This window comes from Streptomyces echinatus, assembly GCF_014203595.1.
Classification (GTDB): Bacteria; Actinomycetota; Actinomycetes; order Streptomycetales; family Streptomycetaceae; genus Streptomyces; species Streptomyces echinatus.
In genome coordinates this window covers 366,326-388,006 of sequence record NZ_JACHJK010000004.1, presented here as the reverse complement: position 1 = coordinate 388,006, position 21,681 = coordinate 366,326, and the positions used below count along the sequence as shown (strand labels likewise).

The 21,681-nt window shown below is 72.6% G+C and carries 20 protein-coding genes and 1 riboswitch; of the genes, 9 read left to right on the top strand and 11 right to left on the bottom strand.

What is annotated here, in order from left to right:
• Positions 1-73 precede the first annotated feature (73 nt).
• Positions 74-2,488, bottom strand: a complete 2,415-nt coding sequence (locus FHS34_RS14295; protein WP_184964977.1) for an MMPL family transporter — start codon at positions 2,486-2,488, stop codon at positions 74-76.
• 167 nt (positions 2,489-2,655) lie between these two features.
• Between FHS34_RS14295 and FHS34_RS14290 the strand changes: the two genes are divergently transcribed.
• Together FHS34_RS14290 and FHS34_RS14285 are read left to right on the top strand one after the other, a co-directional pair.
• A complete protein-coding gene (locus FHS34_RS14290; RefSeq protein WP_184964975.1) occupies positions 2,656-3,342 on the top strand; it encodes a response regulator transcription factor in 687 nt (228 codons plus the stop codon).
• Complete coding sequence (locus tag FHS34_RS14285; RefSeq protein WP_184964973.1) at positions 3,339-4,784, top strand: sensor histidine kinase; 1,446 nt, start codon at positions 3,339-3,341, stop codon at positions 4,782-4,784. Before FHS34_RS14290 ends, FHS34_RS14285 begins: the two co-directional genes overlap by 4 nt.
• A gap of 24 nt (positions 4,785-4,808) precedes the next feature.
• Here FHS34_RS14285 and FHS34_RS14280 read toward each other — a convergent pair whose 3' ends face one another.
• Both FHS34_RS14280 and FHS34_RS42555 read right to left on the bottom strand, forming a co-directional pair.
• Positions 4,809-6,353, bottom strand: a complete 1,545-nt coding sequence (locus FHS34_RS14280) for an ABC transporter substrate-binding protein (RefSeq protein WP_184964970.1) — start codon at positions 6,351-6,353, stop codon at positions 4,809-4,811.
• Positions 6,354-6,579: 226 nt separating this feature from the next.
• Positions 6,580-6,819, bottom strand: a complete 240-nt coding sequence (locus tag FHS34_RS42555) for an SCO4848 family membrane protein (protein WP_225817584.1) — start codon at positions 6,817-6,819, stop codon at positions 6,580-6,582.
• Positions 6,820-6,991: 172 nt separating this feature from the next.
• Here FHS34_RS42555 and FHS34_RS14275 point away from each other — a divergent pair, with 172 nt between their 5' ends.
• Positions 6,992-8,242 (top strand): D-alanyl-D-alanine carboxypeptidase family protein, encoded by a 1,251-nt coding sequence (locus tag FHS34_RS14275; protein WP_225817585.1) that lies wholly within the window; start codon positions 6,992-6,994, stop codon positions 8,240-8,242.
• Here the strand turns inward: FHS34_RS14275 and FHS34_RS14270 are convergent.
• Positions 8,190-9,119, bottom strand: a complete 930-nt coding sequence (locus tag FHS34_RS14270; protein ID WP_184964966.1) for a YihY/virulence factor BrkB family protein — start codon at positions 9,117-9,119, stop codon at positions 8,190-8,192. The two genes, FHS34_RS14275 and FHS34_RS14270, sit on opposite strands and share 53 nt — an antisense overlap.
• A gap of 85 nt (positions 9,120-9,204) precedes the next feature.
• Here FHS34_RS14270 and dprE2 point away from each other — a divergent pair, with 85 nt between their 5' ends.
• Positions 9,205-9,969 (top strand): decaprenylphospho-beta-D-erythro-pentofuranosid-2-ulose 2-reductase, encoded by a 765-nt coding sequence (gene dprE2, locus FHS34_RS14265; RefSeq protein WP_184964964.1) that lies wholly within the window; start codon positions 9,205-9,207, stop codon positions 9,967-9,969.
• Between the two features lie 145 nt (positions 9,970-10,114).
• Here the strand turns inward: dprE2 and FHS34_RS14260 are convergent, their stop codons facing one another.
• The 3 genes from FHS34_RS14260 to FHS34_RS14250 all read right to left on the bottom strand — a co-directional run bounded on the left by FHS34_RS14260 (position 10,115) and on the right by FHS34_RS14250 (position 13,438).
• Complete coding sequence (locus FHS34_RS14260) at positions 10,115-10,696, bottom strand: 2'-5' RNA ligase family protein (RefSeq protein WP_184964962.1); 582 nt, start codon at positions 10,694-10,696, stop codon at positions 10,115-10,117.
• A 149-nt stretch (positions 10,697-10,845) separates the two neighbouring features.
• Positions 10,846-11,871 (bottom strand): tryptophan--tRNA ligase, encoded by a 1,026-nt coding sequence (trpS, locus tag FHS34_RS14255; RefSeq protein ID WP_372478594.1) that lies wholly within the window; start codon positions 11,869-11,871, stop codon positions 10,846-10,848.
• 118 nt (positions 11,872-11,989) lie between these two features.
• The gene (locus FHS34_RS14250; RefSeq protein WP_184964958.1) at positions 11,990-13,438 is read right to left on the bottom strand and encodes a glycine hydroxymethyltransferase; all 1,449 of its coding nucleotides are present in this window, start codon (positions 13,436-13,438) and stop codon (positions 11,990-11,992) included.
• Positions 13,439-13,470: 32 nt separating this feature from the next.
• A riboswitch (ZMP/ZTP riboswitch) is annotated at positions 13,471-13,559 on the bottom strand.
• A 130-nt stretch (positions 13,560-13,689) separates the two neighbouring features.
• On the opposite strand from FHS34_RS14250, the gene rocD reads away from it, so the two are divergent.
• A complete protein-coding gene (gene rocD, locus FHS34_RS14245) occupies positions 13,690-14,898 on the top strand; it encodes an ornithine--oxo-acid transaminase (protein WP_184964956.1) in 1,209 nt (402 codons plus the stop codon).
• A gap of 16 nt (positions 14,899-14,914) precedes the next feature.
• Here the strand turns inward: rocD and FHS34_RS14240 are convergent, their stop codons facing one another.
• Entirely contained in the window at positions 14,915-15,376 is a 462-nt protein-coding gene (locus FHS34_RS14240; RefSeq protein ID WP_184964954.1) for a nuclear transport factor 2 family protein, read from the bottom strand.
• Positions 15,377-15,459: 83 nt separating this feature from the next.
• Here FHS34_RS14240 and FHS34_RS14235 point away from each other — a divergent pair, with 83 nt between their 5' ends.
• Complete coding sequence (locus FHS34_RS14235) at positions 15,460-16,029, top strand: TetR/AcrR family transcriptional regulator (RefSeq protein ID WP_184964952.1); 570 nt, start codon at positions 15,460-15,462, stop codon at positions 16,027-16,029.
• Positions 16,030-16,077: 48 nt separating this feature from the next.
• Here FHS34_RS14235 and FHS34_RS14230 read toward each other — a convergent pair whose 3' ends face one another.
• Together FHS34_RS14230 and FHS34_RS14225 are read right to left on the bottom strand one after the other, a co-directional pair.
• Positions 16,078-17,262 (bottom strand): glutathionylspermidine synthase family protein, encoded by a 1,185-nt coding sequence (locus FHS34_RS14230; RefSeq protein ID WP_184964950.1) that lies wholly within the window; start codon positions 17,260-17,262, stop codon positions 16,078-16,080.
• A 14-nt stretch (positions 17,263-17,276) separates the two neighbouring features.
• Positions 17,277-17,699, bottom strand: coding sequence for a hypothetical protein (locus tag FHS34_RS14225; RefSeq protein ID WP_184964948.1), 423 nt, complete (start codon positions 17,697-17,699; stop codon positions 17,277-17,279).
• 118 nt (positions 17,700-17,817) lie between these two features.
• Between FHS34_RS14225 and FHS34_RS14220 the strand changes: the two genes are divergently transcribed.
• Positions 17,818-18,642: a DMT family protein gene (locus FHS34_RS14220; RefSeq protein WP_184965310.1), complete on the top strand. Its 825-nt coding sequence runs from the start codon at positions 17,818-17,820 to the stop codon at positions 18,640-18,642.
• A 267-nt stretch (positions 18,643-18,909) separates the two neighbouring features.
• On the opposite strand, the gene pdxR is transcribed toward FHS34_RS14220, so the two are convergent.
• Positions 18,910-20,400: a MocR-like pyridoxine biosynthesis transcription factor PdxR gene (gene pdxR, locus FHS34_RS14215; protein WP_184964946.1), complete on the bottom strand. Its 1,491-nt coding sequence runs from the start codon at positions 20,398-20,400 to the stop codon at positions 18,910-18,912.
• 47 nt (positions 20,401-20,447) lie between these two features.
• Here pdxR and FHS34_RS14210 point away from each other — a divergent pair, with 47 nt between their 5' ends.
• Entirely contained in the window at positions 20,448-20,960 is a 513-nt protein-coding gene (locus FHS34_RS14210; RefSeq protein ID WP_184964944.1) for a carboxymuconolactone decarboxylase family protein, read from the top strand.
• Complete coding sequence (locus FHS34_RS14205) at positions 20,957-21,679, top strand: isocitrate lyase/PEP mutase family protein (RefSeq protein WP_184964942.1); 723 nt, start codon at positions 20,957-20,959, stop codon at positions 21,677-21,679. Before FHS34_RS14210 ends, FHS34_RS14205 begins: the two co-directional genes overlap by 4 nt.
• Positions 21,680-21,681: the final 2 nt, after the last annotated feature.

Sequence of the window (21,681 nt, the reverse complement as noted above, 5' to 3'; positions counted from 1 at the left end):
CGGCGAGACGGTCACGCCGCCCGGCCGGATCGCCGCCGGGTGTGCGGGCCCGGCACGATCCGAACGGGAGGGCCTAGTTGACCGCGTCCATCTCTCCCTCCGTCAGCTCCACGTCGTAGACCAGCGGTCCCTCTCCCACGATCACGTGCTGCGCCCTCAGGCCGTGCGTCCCCGCCGTCACCGCGAGCAGGTACGAGCCCGGGCCCGGCACCGACACGATGTAGGAGCCGTCCGCCAGCGACGTCACGCTGTCCAGCTGACGCCCGCCCTTCGACAGCAGGATCACCGCAGCCTCCTCCACCGGCTCACCGTCGGCCGTGCGGACGTAGCCGTGGACCACCGAAGCGGGAGTGCCGGCGGGCACCGCCCCCGCTTCCTCCTCCTTCGGTTCCACCGCGAGGTGCGGCAGCCGCTTCTCCAGCCCCTTCGGCAGCCACCAGTTGGAGTTCCCCAGCAGGTGCATCGCGGCCGGCACCAGTGCCGTACGCAGGATGAAGGCGTCGAGCGCGACCGCCGCCGCCAGGCCCACGCCCGCCATCGCGCCGCCCGGGTCGCCGCTGAGGACGAAGGCCATGAACACGCAGACCATGATCAGGGCAGCGGAGTTGATCACGCGGCTGGTCTCGGCGAGGCCGACGCGGACCGCGCGCGCGTTGTCCTTCGAGTGCACCCACTCCTCGTGCATCCGGCTGACCAGGAACACCTGGTAGTCCATGGAGAGGCCGAAGAGCAGGGACAGCATGATCACCGGCAGGAAGGCGTTGATCGGGCCCTCCCGGCCGAGGCCCAGCAGGTCCAGGCCCCAGCCCCACTGGAAGACCGCGACGAGGACACCGAAGGAGGCCGCCGCCGCGACCAGGTTCATCACCGCGGCCGTCAGCGGGACCACCAGCGAGCGGAAGGCGATCATCAGGAGCAGGAAGCCGAGGCCGATGATCGTCGCGATGAAGTACGGGAGCCGGTGGCCGGTGACGGACGCGAAGTCCTTGTAGATCGCGGTGGCACCGCCCACATGGGCCTGCACCTTCGCCTCCGGGATCACCTGGTCCCGCAGGGTGTCGATGAGGTCGTCGGTCTCCTTCGACTGCGGTGACGTCTTCGGGATCACCTGCACGACCGTCACACCCTGCCGCGTGGGCAGCGCGCCGGCCTGGGCGACCCCCTCGGTCGACTGGATGTCCTTCACCAGGGCGGTCGTGTCACCGCCGGAGACGACCACCTGCAGCGGGCCGTTGAAGCCCTGGCCGAAGCCATCGGCCAGCATGTCGTAGGCCTTGCGGGTCGTCAGGGACTCGTCGTCGTTGCCCTGGTCCGCCGCGCCCAGGCGCAGGGACAGCACCGGCAGGGCGAGCACCGCCATCACGACGAGCGCGACCGCGGCGACCGTGCGGGGGCGCTTCTGCACACGCTCCGACCAGCGGGCCGCGGGGCCGCTCGCCTGTGCCGTCTCCGGTCCCTGCTCGGCGAGCCGGCGGCGCTGGCGACGGCTGAGCACACGCGGGCCGAGGAAGCCCAGCAGGGCCGGCAGCAGGGTGGTGGCGGCGAAGACGCTCAGCACGACCGTCAGCGCGGTGCCGATGACCACGCCGTCCAGGAAGCGCAGGTTCGTCACCAGCATGCCGGCGAGCGCGATGCACACGGTGCCGCCCGCGAACAGCACCGCCCGGCCCGAGGTGTTGAGGGCGACGACCGCCGACTCCTCCGGGTCCATGCCCCGCTGGATGCCGCGCCGGTGCCGGGTGACGATGAACAGCGCGTAGTCGATGCCGACGCCGAGGCCGATCAGGGAGGACAGCAGCGGCGCCAGGTCGGGGATGTCGGTGGTGTGGCTGAGCAGCTGGACGGAGAACATGCCCGTGCCGACCCCGAAGATCGCGATGCCGATGGGCAGCAGCATCGCGAGGAACGAGCCGAAGGCCAGGAACAGCACGACGGCCGCGGCGAGGATGCCGACCATCTCCGACAGGCCCTGGGGCGGCTCCTGCACCCGCGTGATGGCCTGACCGCCCAGCTCGACCTCCAGTCCGTCGCGCCGCGCGTCCTGCGCGGTGTCGACGACCTTCTGGATCAGGTCCTTGGGCAGGCTCTCCGCCTGCTTGTCGAACGTGACCTGGGCGTAGGCGATCCGCCCGTCCCGGCTGATCTGAGCCGCGCCCTGGGCCCCGGTGTAGGGGCCGGCGACCCCGCCGACGCCCTCGAACTTCGCGATCTCGTCCAGGGCCGGCTGGATGCGGGCCTTCACGGACGCGTCACGCACCGAACCACTGTCGGTCTTCCACACCACCGTGTCGGTGTCGCCCGCGCTCCCCGGGAAGGCCTTCTGCATCAGCTCGAAGGCCCGGTTGGAGTCCGTGTCCGGGAGGGTGAAGACGTTCGCGTAGTCCTTGCCCGCCGCCGAGGCCGAGAAGCCCAGGCCGACCAGCGCCCCCACCCACAACAACAGGACCACCAACCGGTGCCGGTAGCACCACCGTGTCCATGCCGTCACGTTCAACTCTCCTTAAGCAGAAGGTGTTTACTGGGTCGGTCCCCCAAGGTGCCGGGCTCCAGGATCGGCACCCGCACGCGCGCCTGGGCACAGGTAACGCATGACTCACAAGGAACTCCAAAGCTCGTTCCGCCCCCGTCGCCGACGGCCCGGCCGATACTGGGGACATGACGGCTCCAGGAACCGTGCTGGTCGTGGAGGACGAGGAGTCCATCGCGGACGTCCTCGCCATCGCCCTGCGTTACCACCGCTTCGAGGTGATGACCGCGGGCTGTGTACGAGAGGCCCTCACGCTCACCGAGCGCACCCGGCCCGACGCCGCCCTGCTCGACGTCATGCTGCCGGACGGGGACGGCCGCGCCCTGGGCCGCGAACTGCGTTCCCGGCAGCCGGACCTGGCGCTGGTGTTCCTCACCGCGCGCGACTCCCCCGCCGAGATAGTCGGGGCCCTGGGCTTCGGCGACGACTACATCACCAAGCCCTTCGACATCGACGTGGTCGTCGCCCGGATGTGCGCGGTGCTGCGCCGCACCCGCTCCGCCGACGTCATCCCCGAACGCCCGCCGCTCAGATACGGCGATCTGGAGCTGGACGAGACGACGTACTCGGTGCACCGCGCCGGCCGCACCGTCGAGCTGACCCCGACCGAGTACGCGCTGTTACGGTTCCTGGTGCGCAACGGCGGCCGGATCGTCCCGAAGGAGCAACTCCTGCGCCACGTGTGGCAGTACGACCACGTCCCGTCGGAGTCGACCGTCGTGGAGACGTACATCAGCTATCTGCGGCGCAAGCTCGACACCCTGGGCCCGCCGGTGATCACCACCCGGCGCGGGGTCGGATACGGGCTCGCATGAGGCCACGCGCCCGGCGCGGGCTGCACTCCCTGCGCGGCCAGCTCACCCTCGCCAACGTCGGACTGCTCGCCGTCGGCATCGTGCTGGCGACCGCGGTGAGCCTGATGGGCATGCGGCACTACCTGGTCGGCCAGATCGACGCCGAGCTGATCAAGACGCGGGACTCCATCAGCAGCTCGGCGGTCACCCTGCGGCAGGTCGACTCGCTGCGGGTGCTGGACTTCGTCCGCGACCGCATCACGCCCCAGTACATGGACCAGCAGGCCACCTCCGACTCGGTGTTCACGGCCGTCGACAGCCGGGGCGAGCCCCTCGCCCTCTTCGGCATCCAGCCCACCGAGGCCCAGCGCTCCCTCGCCACCGCCGTCGCCGGCCCGCAGGCCCTCGCCGCGGACACGGCCCCGCACGACGTCAGCGTGCACGGCGCCACCTACCGCGTGACCGCGACCCGCCTCGCCGACGGCCCCTACGTCCTGGTCGCCATCTCCACCGAGGCCCTGGACAACGGCATAGCCAAGGCCCTCAAGCTCGACCTCACCGCCGGCACGCTGCTGCTCGCCCTGCTCTGCTGCCTGACCATGTTCAGCGTCCGGCGCCGGCTCAGGCCGCTGGAGGACATGGTGGAGACCTCGTCCGCCATCGCCGAGGGTGACTTCACCCGGCGCGTGCCCTCCAGCCACCACCCGACGCAGGAGGTCGAGCAGCTGCGGCTGGCCCTCAACTCCATGCTGCACCAGGTGGAGTCGGCGTACCGCACGCGCGAGCGCACCGCGGCCCAGCTGCGCCGCTTCGTCGCCGACGCCTCGCACGAGCTGCGCACCCCGCTCGCGGCGATCCGCGGTTATCTCCAGCTGTACGACAAGGGGATGCTGAGCGATCCGGGCCAGCGCAAACGCGCCTGGGACCGGATGAACGCCGAGGCCGACCGCATGGGCCGGCTCGTCGACGAGCTGCTCACCCTCGCCCGCCTGGACCAGCGGCCCGAACTGCGCCTGCGCAACGTCGACGTCACCCGTCTGGTGCGGGAGGCCGCCGAGGACCTGCGGGTGCAGCAGCCGGACCGGCCGGTCAGCGTGGCGGCGGACGGGGTGGTGCTGGTGCACGCCGACGAGTCGGGGCTGCGCCAGGTGCTGGGCAACCTGCTGGCCAACGTCCGCACGCACACCCCCGGCGACGCGCCGGTGCGGCTGGGCGCGGAGCGGGCGGACGGGGTGGTGCGGCTGTGCGTCGCCGACGAGGGGCCCGGGCTGGCCGAGGACGACGCGGCCCGCGTCTTCGACCGCTTCTTCCGGGCGGGCGGCGGCGCGGGCAGCGGGCTGGGCCTGGCCATCGTGCAGGGCGTGGTGCGCGCGCACGGCGGCGAGGTGGCCGTGCGGACGGCGCCCGGCGAGGGACTCGCGGTGACGGTGACCCTGCCGGAGCGCAAGTCCGTACGGCCGTGACCGCCCCGGACCCGGGCGGTCACGTCAGATCCAGGTCAGCCGCCACAGCCGGAACACGCCCGTGCCGTCCACCAGGTACTGGCCGCCGCCGACGTCCTCGGTGCTGACCACGTACTCCTTGCGCTGCCACAGCGGGATCAGCGGGACGTCCTCGGCCACGTCCGCCTGGATCTCCTCGAAGTCCTTCGCGGCCCGGCTGCGGTCGGCGAACTGCTGGCTGTCCAGGATGAGATGGTCGACCAGCTTGTTGCTGTACCCGGTGCTCATGGTGGAGCCGGTGCCGACGAGCGCGGCGCCGAAGGTGTCCGGGTCGGGATAGTCGGCCACCCAGCCGACCGACCAGGCGTCCATCTTCCCGGCGGCCCAGCGCTTCTGGAAGTCGGTCCACTCGTACCCCTTGACGTCCACCTTGAACAGGCCGCCCGCCTCCAGCTGCTTCTTCAGCTCCGCGGCCTCCTCCGCGCTCGCCTCCCGGTTGATGCCGTAGCCGAAGGTGAAGCGCACCGGCAGGCTCACCCCGGCCTCGGTGAGCAGCTCGCGCGCCTTCCGGACGTTCGGCTGGGAGTAGTGGTCGAAGAAGGACGTGGTGTGGCCGGTGATGCCGGTCGGGATCAGCGAGTACAGCGGATCGACCGTGCCCGCGTACACCGTCGCGGCCAGTTGCTCGCGGTTGACCAGCCAGGCCAGCGCCCGGCGCACGTGCGCGTCGTGCAGCGGGGAGCCGGAGCGGGTGTTGAGGTACAGGTTGCGGGTCTCGGCGCTGTCGGAGTCGGTGACCCGCTGGTCCGGGTCGCTCGGGTTCAGCGCGGAGAGCACGTCCGGCGGCAGGGTCCGGGTGGCGACGTCGACCTGCCGGCTCCGCCAGGCACGCTCCAGCTTCCCGGAGTCGGCGTAGTAGCGCAGTTCGACCGGGCGGCCGGTGCCGCTCAGATAGCCCTGGTAGCGCCTGTTCGGCGCGAGCTCGGCCTTCTCGCCCCTGGTGTACGACGTCAGCGTGTACGGCCCGGTCCCGTCGGCGCCCGGGTCGGTGCGCAGGGCGTCGGCCGGGTACCTGTCCCTGTCCACGATCGCACCGGCACCGGTGGCGACCTTCAGCGGGAAGGTGGCGTCCGCGGACGAGAGGTGGAAGGTGACGGTGTCCGCGCTGTCGGCGCTCACCGAGGCGAGCGTGCCGAGCAGGGACTCCGGGCCGACGTCGGAGTCGATCTTCCTGATCCGGTCGAAGGAGTACTTCACGTCCTCGGCGGTCATGGCGCGTCCGCTAGGGAAGGTGATCCCGGAACGCAGGGTGCACCGGTACGTCCGCAGGCCGCTGCCCTTAAACGCGCAAGCCCGGGCGGCGTCCGGGACCGGCTCGACACCGCCCGGCTCGAACGTCAGCAGCGACTGGAAGACGTTGCTGAACAGGGCCCAGGACCCGGCGTCGTAGGCGCCGGCCGGGTCGAGCGCGGTGACCGCGTCCGTCGTCCCGACGACGATGGTCTTGTTCTTGTCCCCTTGCGACGGCAGGAGCTGCCAGCCGCCGATCCCCACGACAGCGAGCGCGAGCAACGTCACGAGAATCCGCATGCGAGAAGATCGCACGGTGGTGCCCTCCCCAGGGCCGTCAAGGCCCCTACCCCTGGCCCAGCACGAATCGGCCACTCCCCCTTGAGTGACGCGGCTCACCTAATCACACGGGTTTCGCCCCGGGGAAGGGCTTTCTGACCAGTTGTGGAAGAACTTACCGAGGCGTTGATTCCGCCGGGGTTTCACAGCTTTCGCACAGCCGCGCCGACGGCGGCCGGCCGGCCCGCTATGACGTCCGGCGCAGTGCGCGCACGCCGCGCAACCCGATGACCCCGACGACCGTCCCCAATACGAAGGAGACGACCGCCAGCAGCAGGTGCACCCAGAAGTACGCGGTCGGGTGGCCGTCGTCGAAGGCGAGCCCGCTGCCGTCCTTGACGAGATTCTTGACGAAAGTGACCCAGATGACCCAGCTCCACACCCCGAAGGCGAGCAGGAACCAGGAGACAGGGCGGCTGAGTTTCACAGGGACGGACCTTTCCGCACATCACCGGGCGCCCGCGGGCGCCCGGGGGGCCGGGGGGTGGACCCCGGTCGGGCACAGCGTGATCCCAGTATCGCCGTCCCGGTTCCGGTTCCGCGCCGGGGGTGGGGCCGGTGGCGGGACTTCCCGGTCCGGTGCCGGTACGTTCTCGACCGTGCCCGCACCGAAGAAGCCCGGCCGGCGGTGCCTGCTGGTCACCTCCGCCACCCTGCTGTCCCTGTCCGCCACCGCGCCCGCCGCGCTCGCCGCGCCGGCTCCCTCGACGAGTCCGACGGCCACGCCCCCGGCCCAGATGTCGACGCTCGGCGGTGCCCGGCTGGGGCAGGCGGGCACGCAGGTCAATCTCGCGCCGGGTGTCCCGGTCCTGCCCAAGGACCTGACCGCCCGTTCCTGGATCGTCTCCGACGCCGAGTCGGGCGAGGTCCTCGCCGCGCACAACGCGCACTGGCGGCTGCCTCCGGCGAGCACGCTCAAGATGCTGTTCGCGGACACCGTGCTGCCCCGGTTCTCCCAGGGCACCCGGTACAAGGTGACGCCGGACGACCTCAAGGGGGTGGGCGCCGGCTCCAGCGTGGTCGGGGTGAAGGAGGGCGGCACCTACTCCGTCCACGACCTGTGGCTCGGGGTCTTCCTGCGCTCGGGCAACGACGCCGTGCACGTGCTGTCGTCGATGAACGGCGGCGTCCAGCAGACCGTCAAGGACATGCAGGACCACGCCGAGGAACTGCAGGCGCTGGACACCTACGTGGTCTCGCCCGACGGTTACGACGCGCCGGGGCAGCTGTCGTCGGCGTACGACCTGTCGCTGTTCGCCCGCTCCGGACTGCAGAAGAAGGACTTCCGCGACTACTGCTCGACCGTGAGCGCGAAGTTCGGGGCCGCCGAGATCCGGAACACCAACCGGCTGCTGAGCGGCGACAGCGACGTGCCCGTCTACCGGGGCATCGCGGGGGTGAAGAACGGCAACACCAGCCACGCGGGCGCCACCTTCACCGGGGTCGCCGAGCGGGGCGGCAAGGTGCTGCTGGTCACCGTGATGAACCCGGAGAAGGACGAGCACAACGAGGTCTACAAGGAGACCGCGAAGCTGCTGGACTGGGGCTTCCAGGCGGCCGGGAAGGTCAATCCGGTGGGCGAGCTGGTGCCGCCGAAGAGCGCCTCCCCGGCCACCCGGCAGCCGGACGCCGGCGTGTCCCCGGGGCAGGGCGCGCAGCCGTCGTCCGGTGCGGCCGGCGGAGCGGGGGCGAAGCCCGCGGCGAGCGCCACCGCGCGGTCCGGGCCCACCGGCATGGGGACCGCCCTGGCCATCGCGGGCGGCCTGCTGGTGCTGCTCGGGGGCGGGGTGTTCCTGGTCAATCGCCGGTGGCCACTGCCGGACCTGATGCGCCGCCGGGCGCGTCCCTGAGACCGGTTTCCTCGACGCCCTCCTCCTCCTTGCTCCCCGTCGCCGTCCAGGCGGCGCAGAACAGCACGAGTTTCGCGGTGAAGTTGATCCACAGCAGGAGGGCCACGGGGACGCCGAACGCGCCGTACACGCTCTTCGCGGCGACGCCCTGGATGTAGCCGCTGAGCAGCAGCTTCAGCAGTTCGAAGCCGATCGCGCCGAGCAGCGCGGCCACCAGCAGGCGGCGGCGCGACGGCTCGACGCCGGGCAGCAGGGTCAGGACGTAGAGCAGGACCAGGAAGTCGGCGAACACGGCGACGGCGAACGCGGCGATCCGGAGCAGCACGCTGCCCCAGCCGTGTTCGTCCAGGCCGGCCTGCCGGGACAGCCAGCCGACGGCGGCCGAGGCGAGGGTGGAGGTGGCGAGCGTGACCAGCAGGGCGCCGCCGAGTCCGAGCAGGATGCCGGTGTCCTTGGCCTTGGTGAGCACCGGGTTCTCCTCGCGGTCCGGCAGCTCCCACACCGCGCGCAGGCAGTCCCGGACCTGGCCGACCCAGCCGATGCCGGTGAACAGCAGGGCCGCGCCCGCGATGACGCCGACGGTGCCGGCGTTGTCGACGAGCGACGTGAGGTCCAGCTGGTCGGAGACGACGCCGGGGAACTGCTCGGCGATCTTGTGCTCGACGGTCTTCTGCCGGTCGGCGCCGAGCGTGGCGGCGCTGACGGCGGCGGCCACCGTCAGCAGCGGGAACAGCGCCACGAAGCTGACGAACGTCATGGCGGCGGCCAGCCGGGTCCACTTCACCCGGTCCAGCCGCTCGTAGGACCGCCACGCGTGCGTGACGGTCAGCCGGGTGACGACCGGCCCGATGCCGGGGAGCTTCTTCAGCCAGTCCATGATCGGACTGTGCCCGCTGCACGGGAGCGTCAACACCGCGTTTCTTCGCCGAAACGGTCATATGCGGGCTATACGGTCAGCTGTCATGAAGGTTGCCACCCCACCGCCCACCGCCCTGCCCCGGTCGCTGCTCGTCCTCGGCGGCACGTCCGAGATCGCGCTGGCCACCGCGCGCCGGCTGATCGCCCGCCGCGCCCGCACGGTGTGGCTGGCGGGACGCCCCTCCCCCGCCCTGGAGCAGGCCGCCGAGAGCCTGCGCGCGCTCGGCGCCGACGCCCGCACGGTCGCGTTCGACGCGCTCGACCCCGAGTCCCACGAGGCCGTGCTCGGCAAGGTGTTCGCCGAGGGCCCCGTCGACATGGTGCTGTTCGCCTTCGGCATCCTCGGCGACCAGGCGCACGACGAACGCGACCCGGTCCGCGCGGTGCGGGTCGTGCAGACCAACTACACGGGGGCCGTCTCGGCGGGGCTGATCGCCGGCCGCGGGCTCCAGTCCCAGGGCCACGGCTCCCTGGTCGTGCTGTCCTCCACCGCCGCCGAGCGGGTCCGACGCGCCGACTTCATCTTCGGCTCCAGCAAGGCCGGCCTGGACGCGTTCGCCCAGGGCCTCGGCGACGCCCTGCACGGCACCGGGGTGCACGTCATGGTGGTACGCCCCGGGTTCGTCCGGACGCGCGGGACGGCGGGCCTGCCGCGGACACCGCTCGCGACCACGCCGGAGGCGGTGGCCACGGCCGTCGAACTGGGCCTGCGCCGCCGCTCGGAGACGGTCTGGGTCCCGGGAGCGCTCCGCCTCCTGACGGCGGTACTCCGGCACACACCACGACGGCTGTTCCGCCGGCTCGGCTAGGCCGTATGCCCGTGTCCGTGTGAGTCGACGACGCCTGCCGCGTCCCCGGCACCAGCGATCTGTACTTCTTCAAGGGCGACCGGTACGTCCGGGTGCGCCGACCTCGTGTGACGCCGCGCCATGCGCGGGTCGCCGGCCCTGGGTTCTAGGGCGCGACCCGCGGGGCGTACAGGTCGGCGTGGCCGGGCTGGGGCGGGACGACGGATCCCCCGAAGGTGTACTCGCGCAGCTTGCGCCACACGTCGTCGGCGCCCTGCTCGTACAGCGCGAAGCCGGTGCAGGGCCACTCGGCGTCGTAGTCCGCCAGTTCCTCGAAGGCCCGGTCCATCGCCGCGTCGTCGATGCCGTGCGCGACGGTGACATGCGGGTGGTACGGGAACTGCAGCTCGCGCGCCAGCGGCCCGGAGGCGTCCCGGACCCGCAGCTGCAGCCGGGCGCACTCCTCGGCGCCCTGGACGACCCGCACGTAGACCACCGGCGACAGGGGCCGGAAGGTGCCGGTGCCGGACAGCCGCATCGGGAACGGACGGCCGGCCGCGGCCACCCCGGTGAGGTGCGCCTCGATCGCCGGCAGGCCGGCCGCGTCGACCTCGGTCGGCGGCAACAGCGTGACGTGCGTGGGGATACCGTGAGCCGCGGGGTCGCCGAAGCCCGCGCGCCGCTCCTGGAGCAGGCTGCCGTGAGGCTCCGGGACCGCGATCGACACGCCGATCGTTACGGTCCCCACGTCGTCTCCTGTCGTCGCGTCTGTCGTCTTGTCGGCCGTCTCGCCCCGGCCGTCGGATATCGACTGTACGGCCACGGATGTCCTGTGGGCAGGCGCAGCGGAAGTGATGTGCAGCGCTCTGCCCGCGCGGACCCGTGCGGTCGTACGCCTCAGTGCTTGGCCGGGAGGAAACCCACGCGGTCGTACGCCTGCGCGAGGGTCTCGGCGGCGACGGCACGCGCCTTCTCCGCGCCCTTGGCCAGGACCGAGTCGAGCGTCTCGGCGTCGTCCAGGTACTGCTGGGTGCGCTCCCGGAACGGCGTCACGAACTCGACCATGATGTCGGCGAGATCGGTCTTGAGGGCGCCGTACATCTTGCCCGCGTAGTCCTGCTCCAGCTCGGCGACCGACTTGCCGGTGAGGGTGGAGTAGATGGTGAGCAGGTTGGAGACACCCGGCTTGCTCACGGGGTCGAAGCGGATCACCGTGTCGGTGTCCGTGACCGCGCTCTTGACCTTCTTGGCCGTGCTCTTCGGCTCGTCGAGGAGGTTGATCAGACCCTTCGGCGTGGACGCCGACTTGCTCATCTTGATCGACGGGTCCTGCAGGTCGTAGATCTTCGCCGTCTCCTTGAGGATGTACGGCTTGGGGACGGTGAAGGTCGGGCCGAACCGGCCGTTGAACCGCTCGGCGAGGTCGCGGGTCAGCTCGATGTGCTGGCGCTGGTCCTCGCCGACCGGCACCTCGTGGGCCTGGTACAGCAGGATGTCGGCGACCTGGAGGACCGGGTACGTGAACAGGCCGACGGAGGCCCGCTCGGCACCCTGCTTGGCGGACTTGTCCTTGAACTGGGTCATGCGGCTCGCCTCGCCGAAGCCGGTGAGGCAGTTCATGATCCAGGCGAGCTGGGCGTGCTCGGGCACATGGCTCTGGACGAAGAGCGTGCAGCGGTCCGGGTCGAGGCCGGCGGCCAGCAGCTGGGCCGCGGCGAGCCGGGTGTTGGCGCGCAGCTCCTGCGGGTCCTGCGGGACCGTGATCGCATGCAGGTCGACGACCATGTAGAACGCGTCGTGGGACTCCTGCAGGGCGACCCACTGGCGGACGGCGCCGAGGTAGTTGCCGAGGTGGAACGAGCCTGCGGTGGGCTGGATTCCGGAGAGCACGCGGGGTCGGTCAGCAGAGGCCATGTTGCCCATTCTCTCATCGGCCGGGGGCGGCATCGGCCCGTGAGGCGGGAGGGGGTTTCAGGGGCGCGGGGGACCGCGGGCCGTCCGTGGTGGCTCGCGCAGGTCCCCGCGCCCCTCCCGGGGCGGTTCAGCCCAGGTCGATCTCCGGGTACAGCGGGAAGCCCGCCACCAGGTCCGTCGCCCGCTGGGCGATCTCCTGTGCCACCTTCTCGTCCAGGACGTGGGAGGCCTTGCTCGGCGCGCCGGACTTCGTCGTGCCCGGCTCGGCCGTCGTCAGGACGCGGTCGATCAGGCCCGCCACCTCGTCCATCTCGGCCGTGCCCAGGCCGCGCGTGGTGAGGGCCGGGGTGCCGACGCGGATGCCGGAGGTGTACCAGGCGCCGTTCGGGTCGGCCGGGATGGCGTTGCGGTTGGTGACGATGCCCGAGTCGAGGAGGGCCGTCTCGGCCTGGCGGCCGGTGAGGCCGTAGGACGAGGCGACGTCGATCAGGTTGAGGTGGTTGTCCGTGCCGCCGGTGACGAGCGTCGCGCCCCGGCGCATGAGGCCCTCCGCGAGCGCGCGGGAGTTGTCGACGATGCGCTGGGCGTAGTCCCGGAAGGCGGGCTGCCGGGCCTCGGCGAGGGCGACGGCCTTGGCGGCCATGACGTGCGGGAGCGGGCCGCCGAGGACCATCGGGCAGCCGCGGTCCACCTGGTCCTTGAGGGAGTCGTCGCACAGCACCATGCCGCCGCGCGGGCCACGCAGGGACTTGTGGGTGGTCGTGGTGACGATCTGGGCGTGCGGGACCGGGTCGAAGTCGCCGGTGAGGACCTTGCCCGCGACCAGGCCGGCGAAGTGCGCCATGTCGACCATGAGGGTGGCGCCGACCTCGTCGGCGATCTCGCGCATGGTCCGGAAGTTCACCAGACGGGGGTACGCGGAGTAGCCGGCGACGATGATCAGCGGCTTGAACTCGCGGGCCTGGGCGCGCAGGGCGTCGTAGTCGATGAGGCCGGTGGCCGGGTCGGTGCCGTAGGAGCGCTGGTCGAACATCTTGCCGGAGATGTTCGGACGGAAGCCGTGGGTGAGGTGGCCGCCGGCGTCCAGGGACATGCCGAGCATGCGCTGGTTGCCGAAGGCCTGGCGCAGCTCGGCCCAGTCGGCCTCGGTCAGGTCGTTGACCTGGCGGACGCCGGTCTTCTCCAGGAAGGGGGCCTCGACGCGGTCGGCGAGGACGGCCCAGAAGGCGACGAGGTTGGCGTCGATGCCGGAGTGCGGCTGGACGTAGGCGTGCCGGGCGCCGAAGAGCTCGCGGGCGTGCTCGGCGGCGAGGGCCTCGACGGTGTCGACGTTGCGGCAGCCGGCGTAGAAGCGGCGGCCGATGGTGCCCTCGGCGTACTTGTCGCTGAACCAGTTGCCCATGGCGAGCAGGGTCGCCGGGGAGGCGTAGTTCTCGGAGGCGATCAGCTTGAGCATCTCGCGCTGGTCGGCGACCTCCTGGCCGATGGCGTCGGCGACGCGGGGCTCGACGGTACGGATCACGTCGAGCGCGGCACGGAAGGCGGTGGATTCGGTCGACAGGGGCTGCTCTGGCATGGGGACCTCCGGACGGTCTGCTGACAGCGTTCACGTTCGGCCCAGGCGCACGGCACTTTTCCCGCTCGGGCCGCTCCCTGATGGTCCGTCCCATCCCAGCGCGCCAGTCACGGCCCGTTCGCCAGCCTACCGGGGTGCCGCGCGGCGCACACGCGGCGGGTGACCGCATGTCGATCGTGGTCCGCGGCCCCCGTGCGCGCGAGGATGGGAGGGGGTGCACCGTCGAGTCCGAGTCGTCTCCGGGAGAGGCCGTGACCGCTGCAGAGGACCTCATCGCCACCGCCGACGCGCACTGCGCGCCCACCTACCACCCGCTGCCGGTGGTGATCGCCTCCGGTGAGGGGGCGTGGCTGACGGACGTGGCGGGGCGGCGGTATCTGGATCTGCTGGCCGGTTACTCGGCGCTCAACTTCGGGCACGGCAACCCGCGGCTGGTCGAGGCGGCCCGGCGGCAGCTGGACCGGGTGACGCTGACCTCCCGCGCCTTCCACCACGACCGGTTCGCGGCCTTCTGCGCGGAGCTGGCCGAGCTGTGCGGGATGGAGATGGTGCTGCCCGCGAACACCGGCGTGGAGGCGGTGGAGGGCGCGGTGAAGACGGCCCGCAAGTGGGGCTACCGGGTCAAGGGGGTGCCCGGGGAGATGGCGAAGATCGTGGTGGCGGGCGGCAACTTCCACGGCCGTACGACGACGGTGATCAGCTTCTCGACGGATCCGGAGGCCCGGGCGGACTTCGGGCCGTACACGCCCGGGTTCGAGATCGTGCCGTACGGCGATCTGACCGCGATGCGGGCGGCGCTCACCGAGAACACCGTCGCCGTGCTGCTGGAGCCGATCCAGGGCGAGTCCGGGGTGATCGTGCCGCCGGCCGGCTATCTGGCGGGGGTGCGGGAGCTGACGCGTGAGCGGAACGTCCTCTTCATCGCCGACGAGATCCAGTCGGGGCTCGGCCGGACGGGGCGGACCTTCGCGTGCGAGCACGAGGGCGTGGTGCCGGACATGTACGTGCTGGGCAAGGCGCTGGGCGGCGGGATCGTGCCGGTGTCGGCGGTGGTGTCGAGCGCGGAGGTGCTCGGGGTGTTCCGGCCGGGCGAGCACGGGTCGACGTTCGGCGGGAACCCGCTGGCCTGCGCGGTGGCGCTGGAGGTGATCGCGATGCTGCGGACCGGCGAGTACCAGGAGCGGGCGGCGCGGCTGGGCGAGCGGCTGCACCGGCTGCTGGGCGAGTTGCGCGGGGCGGGCCGGGTGACGGCGGTGCGCGGGCGCGGGCTGTGGGCCGGGGTGGACGTCCCCCCGGCGGCCGGGACCGGCCGGGAGGTCTCCGAGAAGCTGCTGGACCGTGGGGTCCTGGTCAAGGACACCCACGGGTCGACCGTCCGGATCGGCCCGCCGCTGGTGATCGGCGAGGAGGAACTGGAGTGGGGGGTGGAGCAGCTGCGGGAGGTGCTGGCCGGGGACTGACCGGCGCGGCGGCGTGTCAGTGCAGCGGGATGTCGGTGCCGTGCCGGCCGGCCGGCCGGGGACCGAAGATGCGCCGGTCGGCCTCGTCGATGGGCACGTCGTTGATGCTGGCCTCGCGGCGGCGCATCAGGCCGTGCTCGTCGAACTCCCACAGCTCGTTGCCGTAGGAGCGCCACCACCGGCCGTCGGCGTCGTGGCACTCGTACTGGAAGCGGACGGCGATGCGGTCGCCGTGGAAGTCCCAGAGGCTCTTGCGCAGCGCGTAGTCCAGCTCGCGCTGCCATTTCTCGGTCAGGAAGGCCACGATCTCCTCCCGTCCGGTGATGAACCGGTCCCGGTTCCGCCAGACGGAGTCCGGCGTGTAGGCCAGAGCCACCCGGTGGGGGTCGCGGGTGTTCCAGGCGTCCTCGGCCGCCTGCACCTTCCGGCGGGCGGTCTCCAAGGTGAACGGCGGGCAGGGCGGGCGGCCTTCGGGCACGGCGACCTCCTAGGTCGAGAACGAGCGTTCTCCATCGATGCGACTAAGATAGAGAACGCCCGTTCTCAGCGCAAGGAGCCCCGATGCCCGCCCCCATCACCGAGGCACAGACCCGGCTGGACCGCGAAGCGCTCCTGGACACGGCGGAGAGGCTGTTCTACGCGCACGGCATCCAGGCCGTCGGCATGGACCGGGTCAGGGAAGCCTCCGGACTGCCCCTGAAGCGGATCTACCGGCTCTTCGCGACCAAGGAGGACCTCGTGGTCGCCGTGCTCCGGCGGCGCGACCGGCGCTGGCGCGCGAGCCTGACCGCGTACGTGGAGAGCGTTGCCGACCCCCGCGAGCGGGTCCTCGCCGTCTTCGACTGGCTCGCCGCCTGGTTCGCCGAGCCCGGCTTCCGCGGCTGTGCCTGGATCAACGCCCACGGCGAACTCGGCTCGTCGTCCGAGCCGGTCCTGGCCGAGGTCCGGTCCCACAAGCGGGCCTTCCACGACCAGCTCACGGCGTGGGTGCGCGCCACCGGCGCACCGGTGGCCGAAGCGGTGCACCTCCTCGCGGAGGGAGCCATCGTCACGGCCGGCGTCCACACCGACCCGGCCGCCGCGCGACACGCCCGCGCGGCCGTGGAGCGGCTGCTCGGAGACCGGCGGTGAGCACCCCTTAGGGCCGACGGCCGTGCCGGGCGGAGGAGTTGAGAGGCCCTAGAGGATCACGTGGGGCAGGAAGCGGGCGTACTCGTCCGTGATCAGGCCCGTGGACTCGCGGATGCCGAGGCCGGCCGACTCGTCGCGGACGACCCAGGCGCCGAGGACGACGTGGTTGCCGTCGAAGACGGGCAGGGGGGCCAGCTGCTGGTAGCAGCAGGGCTCGTCACGGAGCACGGGCGGCGATCCCGGCTCGTGCACGGTGACGCCCTCGCCCTCGCGGCCGAGCAGGGGCTTGGCGACGTAGCCGGCCGTCCCGGCCAGCTCGCGGGGGCCGTCCAGGTAGGCGGGGAGGAGGTTGGGGTGGCCGGGGTACAGCTCCCAGAGGATCGCCAGCAGGGCCTTGTTGCTGAGCAGCATCTTCCAGGCGGGTTCGATCCACAGGGTGCTGCCGGTGCCGCCGCCGTTGTCGAGGGTGTCCAGGACGTGCCCGGCGAATGCGTCCGTCGTGAGCCATTCCCAGGGGTAGAGCTTGAAGATGCCGCGGATGAAACGGAGCTGGTTGTCGACGAAGCGGCCGGAGAGGGTGTCCCAGCCGATCTCCTCCATGGCGAGCCAGTCCGTGGCCAGGCCGGCCTGTTCGGCGGTCTCCTTCAGATAGGCGACCGTCATCAGGTCCTCGCCGAGTTCGTCGACCGCGGAGTGCGCGAAGTGCAGCGGGCTGCCGGGCGGGAGGAGGGCTGCCTGCGCACGCCAGGCGTCGACCAGCCGTTCGTGCAGGGAGTTCCACTGGTCGGCGCCGGGGAAGCGGTCCTCCATCCAGAACCACTGCGGGGAGGCGGCCTCGACCAGTGAGGTGGGGGTGTCGGCGTTGTACTCCAGGAGTTTCGCCGGTCCCGCACCGTCGTAGCGCAGGTCGAAACGGCCGTACAGGGACGGGAGTTCGGCACGTCGGCGCCAGGACTCGGTGACCGCCGCGGCCACCCGCGGATCGGTGATGCCGAGGTCGGCGAGCCGGTCCTCGGCCACCATGTGCCCGGCCGCCGCGAGGCACATGCGGTGCAGCTCCTCGACGGTCTCCTCCAGCGCCTCGACCTCGTCGAGGGAGAAGACGTAGTACGCGCTCTCGTCCCAGTAGGGGCGCAGGGAGCCGTCGGGGTGACGGGTGAGCGGGTAGACGAGCCCCTGTTCCTCGACGGTCTGCTGCCAGCCGGGGCGGGGCGTCAGGGTGCGGCGTTCCATGGGGTCGTCTCCGGTCAGCCGCCGGAGCTGCCCTTGCCGCCGCCGAAGCCGCCGCGGTGGACTCCGCTGTGGCTCCCGCTGTGGTTGTCGTCGTCATCGTCGTACGAGCCGCTGCCCGAGCCGCCGCCGGACTTGGTGAACGAGCCGCCGTCGACCCAGCCGTCGTCCTCCTTGCCGTCGTAGTACCAGGCGGCGTCGACCGGCCTCTTGGCGCCCTTCTTGACGGGCTTCTTCCGGCCCGTGGCGCTTGAGGACCCGGTGCCGGCCTTGCAGTTCTTGTCGGCGACGACCTTGTAGCCCTTGGTGAGGTGGTAGCTGTCGCGGTCGACGCAGCGCTTGTCCGGGTCGGACGAGCAGGCGGTGAGCGCGGCCGCCAGCAGCCCCATGCCGCCGAGGACGACCGTGCCGGAACGAAGTTGCCGGCGCGTGTTGGCCATGGTGCTGTCTCCCCCGTCGGATGCCGTGTTCGGCGGTCAGCCTAGGGATCGGTGTACGGGCCCGCGAGAGCGGGGCCGCCATCGGGCGCTCGTCTAAAGTCACTTCGTGCTATTTGGAATGGTGTGCGCCCTGGGCGCAGCGGTCTGCTTCGGAACGGCGACGGTGTTGCAGGCGGTGGCCGCACGGGCGGCCGGCGCCGACGGCGGGGGCGGTGACGCGGCACTGCTGCTGCGGGCGCTGCGGCAGTGGCGGTACATCGCCGGTCTGGCACTGGACGGGGTGGGCTTCCTGCTCCAGATCGCGGCCCTGCGGTCCGTGCCGATCTACGCCGTGGGCGCCGCGCTGGCGGCCAGCCTCGCGGTGACGGCGGTGGTGGCGGCGCGGCTGCTGCGGGTCAGGCTGAGCGGGCTGGAGTGGGCCGCGGTGGGCGTGGTGTGCGCGGGCCTGGCCATGCTGGGCCTGGCCGCGGGCACCGAGGGCGACCGGAGCGGGCCGGACTGGCTGCGGTACGCGATGGTGGCGGCGGCGGTCGGTGTGCTGCTGCTCGGCGGGATCGGCGGGCGGCTGTCCGGACGGACCCGGGCATTGCTGCTGGGGCTCGGCGCCGGGTGCGGGTTCGGGGTGGTGGAGGTGGCGGTACGGCTGATCGACTCGCTGCGGCCGGCGGATCTGCTGGCCAACCCGGCGACGTACGCGCTGCTGCTCGGCGGCGGCGCCGCGTTCCTGCTGCTCACCTCGGCCCTGCAGCGGGGCTCGGTGACGACGGCGACGGCCGGGATAGTCATCGGCGAGACCATCGGCCCGGCGGCGGTGGGCGTGATCTGGCTCGGCGACCGCACCCGGGAGGGCCTGACCTGGCTGGCGGCGCTGGGGTTCGCGGTCGCGGTGGCGGGGGCACTGCTCCTGGCCCGGTTCGGGGAGGCACCGGTGACCCAGGAGTGACAGCGGCGAGACGTCACCCGCGCCCCGCGACCGACGGCCACTGACCCCCGCGGCGACGGCGAGCGGCCCTACGGCGGCGGACGGTGGCCGGCGGCCCACCGCCCACCGCGCCCTGATCACCGTCTGGGCAGCGAACAATGCGGACGGCCTCGCTTCCCGCTCCCCGTCCCCGGTCCCCGCCGCGGCGGCCGGCGGGCACGACGGTGGTCCCGGGTGGTGACGGGGTCGGTGCGGCCGACGGCAGCCGGGCCCCGGTGGCCGTGGCCCCTACGGCAGTGCTCGGCACAGGGCGTCCAGTGCTCCCGTCCATGCGCTGTCCGGTGGGGTGCCGTAGCCGACGACCAGGGCGTCCAGCGGGTCGGCGACGGCCCGCGGGTGCCGGTGGAAGGCCAGCCCGTGCAGGGCCAGTCCCTGCCAGGCCGCCGCCTGCACCACCGACTCCTCGGTGCCCGGCGGCAGCCGCAGCACCGCGTGCAGCCCGGCGGCGATCCCGGTGACCCGGACCTCCGGCGCCCGCTCGGCCACGGCGGCGGCCAGGGCGTCGCGCCGGCGCCGGTAGCGCAGCCGGGAGGAGCGGACGTGCCGGTCGTACGCGCCGGAGGCGAGGAAGTCCGCCAGGGTGAGCTGATCCAGCACGCCCACGGTGTCCACCCGGCCCTTGGCCGCGACCGCCTCCTCCGCCAGCTCCGGCGGCAGCACCATCCAGCCGAGCCGCAGTCCCGGCGCGAGCGACTTGCTGGCCGTGCCCAGGTAGACGACCCGGTCGGGGGCGAGGCCCTGCAACGCGCCGACGGGCTGGCGGTCGTAGCGGAACTCCCCGTCGTAGTCGTCCTCCAGGACCAGCCCGCCGGTGCGCCGTGCCCAGGCCACGACGGCCGCCCGCCGGTCGGGGTGCAGGGCCGTGCCCATCGGGAACTGGTGCGCCGGCGTCAGCAGCACCGCGCCCGCCTCCCCCGGCTCACCGGGATCGGTGCCGAATCCGTCGAACGGCAGCGCGGGCGTGGCCAGCCCCGCCTTCCGCAGCAGCGCCCAGTGGACGTCCAGCCCGTACGACTCCACCGCCGCCGTCCGCACTCCGCGCGCCCGCAGCACCCCGCCGAGGATGCCCAGGGCGTGCGAGAAGCCCGCGGTGATCACGATGGTCCCGGGGTCGGCGCGCACCCCGCGGGCGCGGGCGAGGTAGCCGGCGAGGGCGGTGCGCAGTTCGGGCCGGCCGCGCGGGTCGCCGTAGCCGAGGGCGTGGAAGGGGGCCGTGGTCAGCGCCCGGCGGGCGGCCTTGAGCCACTCGGTGCGCGGGAAGGCGGCGAGGTCGGGGCTGCCGGGGACGAGGTCATAGGCCGGGCGCAGGACAGGGGTGCGCCGGGGCGGGCGGGCGCGGGCGGGCTGCGCCGGGCCGGCGGGCGTGCCGGTACCGGCCGGCGTGCCTGACCCGGTGGGCGTGCCTGACCCGGTGGGCGTGCCCGGCTCGGCGGGCCGCTCCGTCCCGCCGGGCACGCCGGGCGCCACCCGGGTGCCGGAGCCCTGCCTGGCGGTGAGCCAGCCCTCCGCCACCAGGTCGGCGTACGCCTCGGCCACGGTGTTGCGGGCGATGCCGAGGTCGGCGGCAAGGCTCCGGGAGGACGGCAGCCGGGTGGCGGGGGCGAGCCGGCCGGAGCGGACGGCGTCGCGCAGCGCGTCGGTCAGGCCCCGGCGCAGGCCCCCCGGGCCGATCGGTTCCAGGTGCAGGTCGACGCCCAAAGTGGCCCATGAATTCGCCATGGAAATGGACCATACTCCTGGGCTGCCCGGCCCCTAGGGTCGAGTGCATGAGTACTGCACAGAACACCGCACAGGACACCGTCGAGTACGCCCCCGAGCACACCCCCCGGCTGAACTGGGCCGAGCACGCACCCGACGTCTACAAGGCCATGATCCGACTGGAGACCGCCGCCAGGCAGGGGCTGGACCCCAAGCTGTACGAGCTGGTGAAGATCCGCGCCTCGCAGCTCAACCACTGCGCATTCTGCCTCGACATGCACACCAAGGACGCCCTCGCGGCCGGCGAGAGCGTCGAGCGGATCATGCAGCTCAGCGCGTGGGAGGAGTCGCGGCACTTCTACACGGCCAAGGAGCTGGCGGCGATCGAGCTGACCGAGGCGGTCACCGTGCTGACCGACGGTTTCGTGCCCGACGAGGTGTACGCGAAGGCCGCCGGGCACTTCGAGGAGGCCGAGCTGGCCCAGCTGCTCGCCGCGATCACCGTGATCAACGCCTGGAACCGGTTCGGTGTGAGCACGCGGATGGTCCCGGGCCACTACCAGCCGGGCCAGTACAAGTGAGCAAGGCGGAGGCGTTCCGCGCCCTGCACCGGGGACGCCCCCACGGCGATCCACTGGTGCTGCCCGGACCGTGGGACGCGGCCGCGGCGCGGGTCCTCGTGGCGGCCGGGTTCCCGGCGCTGGCCACGCCGAGCGCGGGCGTGGCCGCCTCGCTCGGCTACGAGGACGGGGACACCCCGGCCGACGAGATGTTCGCGGCGGTCGCCCGGATCGCGCGGGCGGTGGACGTGCCGGTGTCGGCGGACGTCGAGGGCGGCTACGGGCTCGCGCCGCGGGAACTGGTCGAGCGGCTGCTGGAGGCGGGCGCGGTCGGCTGCAACCTCGAGGACTCCGCCGGAGGTGTCCTCAAGGACCCGCGCGAGCACGCCGGGTACCTCGCCGAGGTGCGCGCCGCGGCCGCCGACGCGTTGTTCGTCAACGCCCGCGTCGACGTCTTCGTCCACGGCGACGGTGACCCCGAACGGGCCATCGAGCGGGCCGCGCTGTACCGCGCCGCGGGCGCCGACTGCGTGTACCCGATCCTGGCCCCGCCGGCCCTGGTGCCGCTGCTGCGGTCCGGGATCGAGGGCCCGCTGAACCTGCTGGCCCGGCTGGACGGGGACGGCCCCTCGCCCGCCGCGCTCGGCGAACTCGGGGCCACCCGCGTCACGTTCGGGCCGGGCCTCCAGCGGCGGGCCGCGGCCGCGCTGCGGGAGATCGCGGCCGGCCTGCTGCCGTGAGG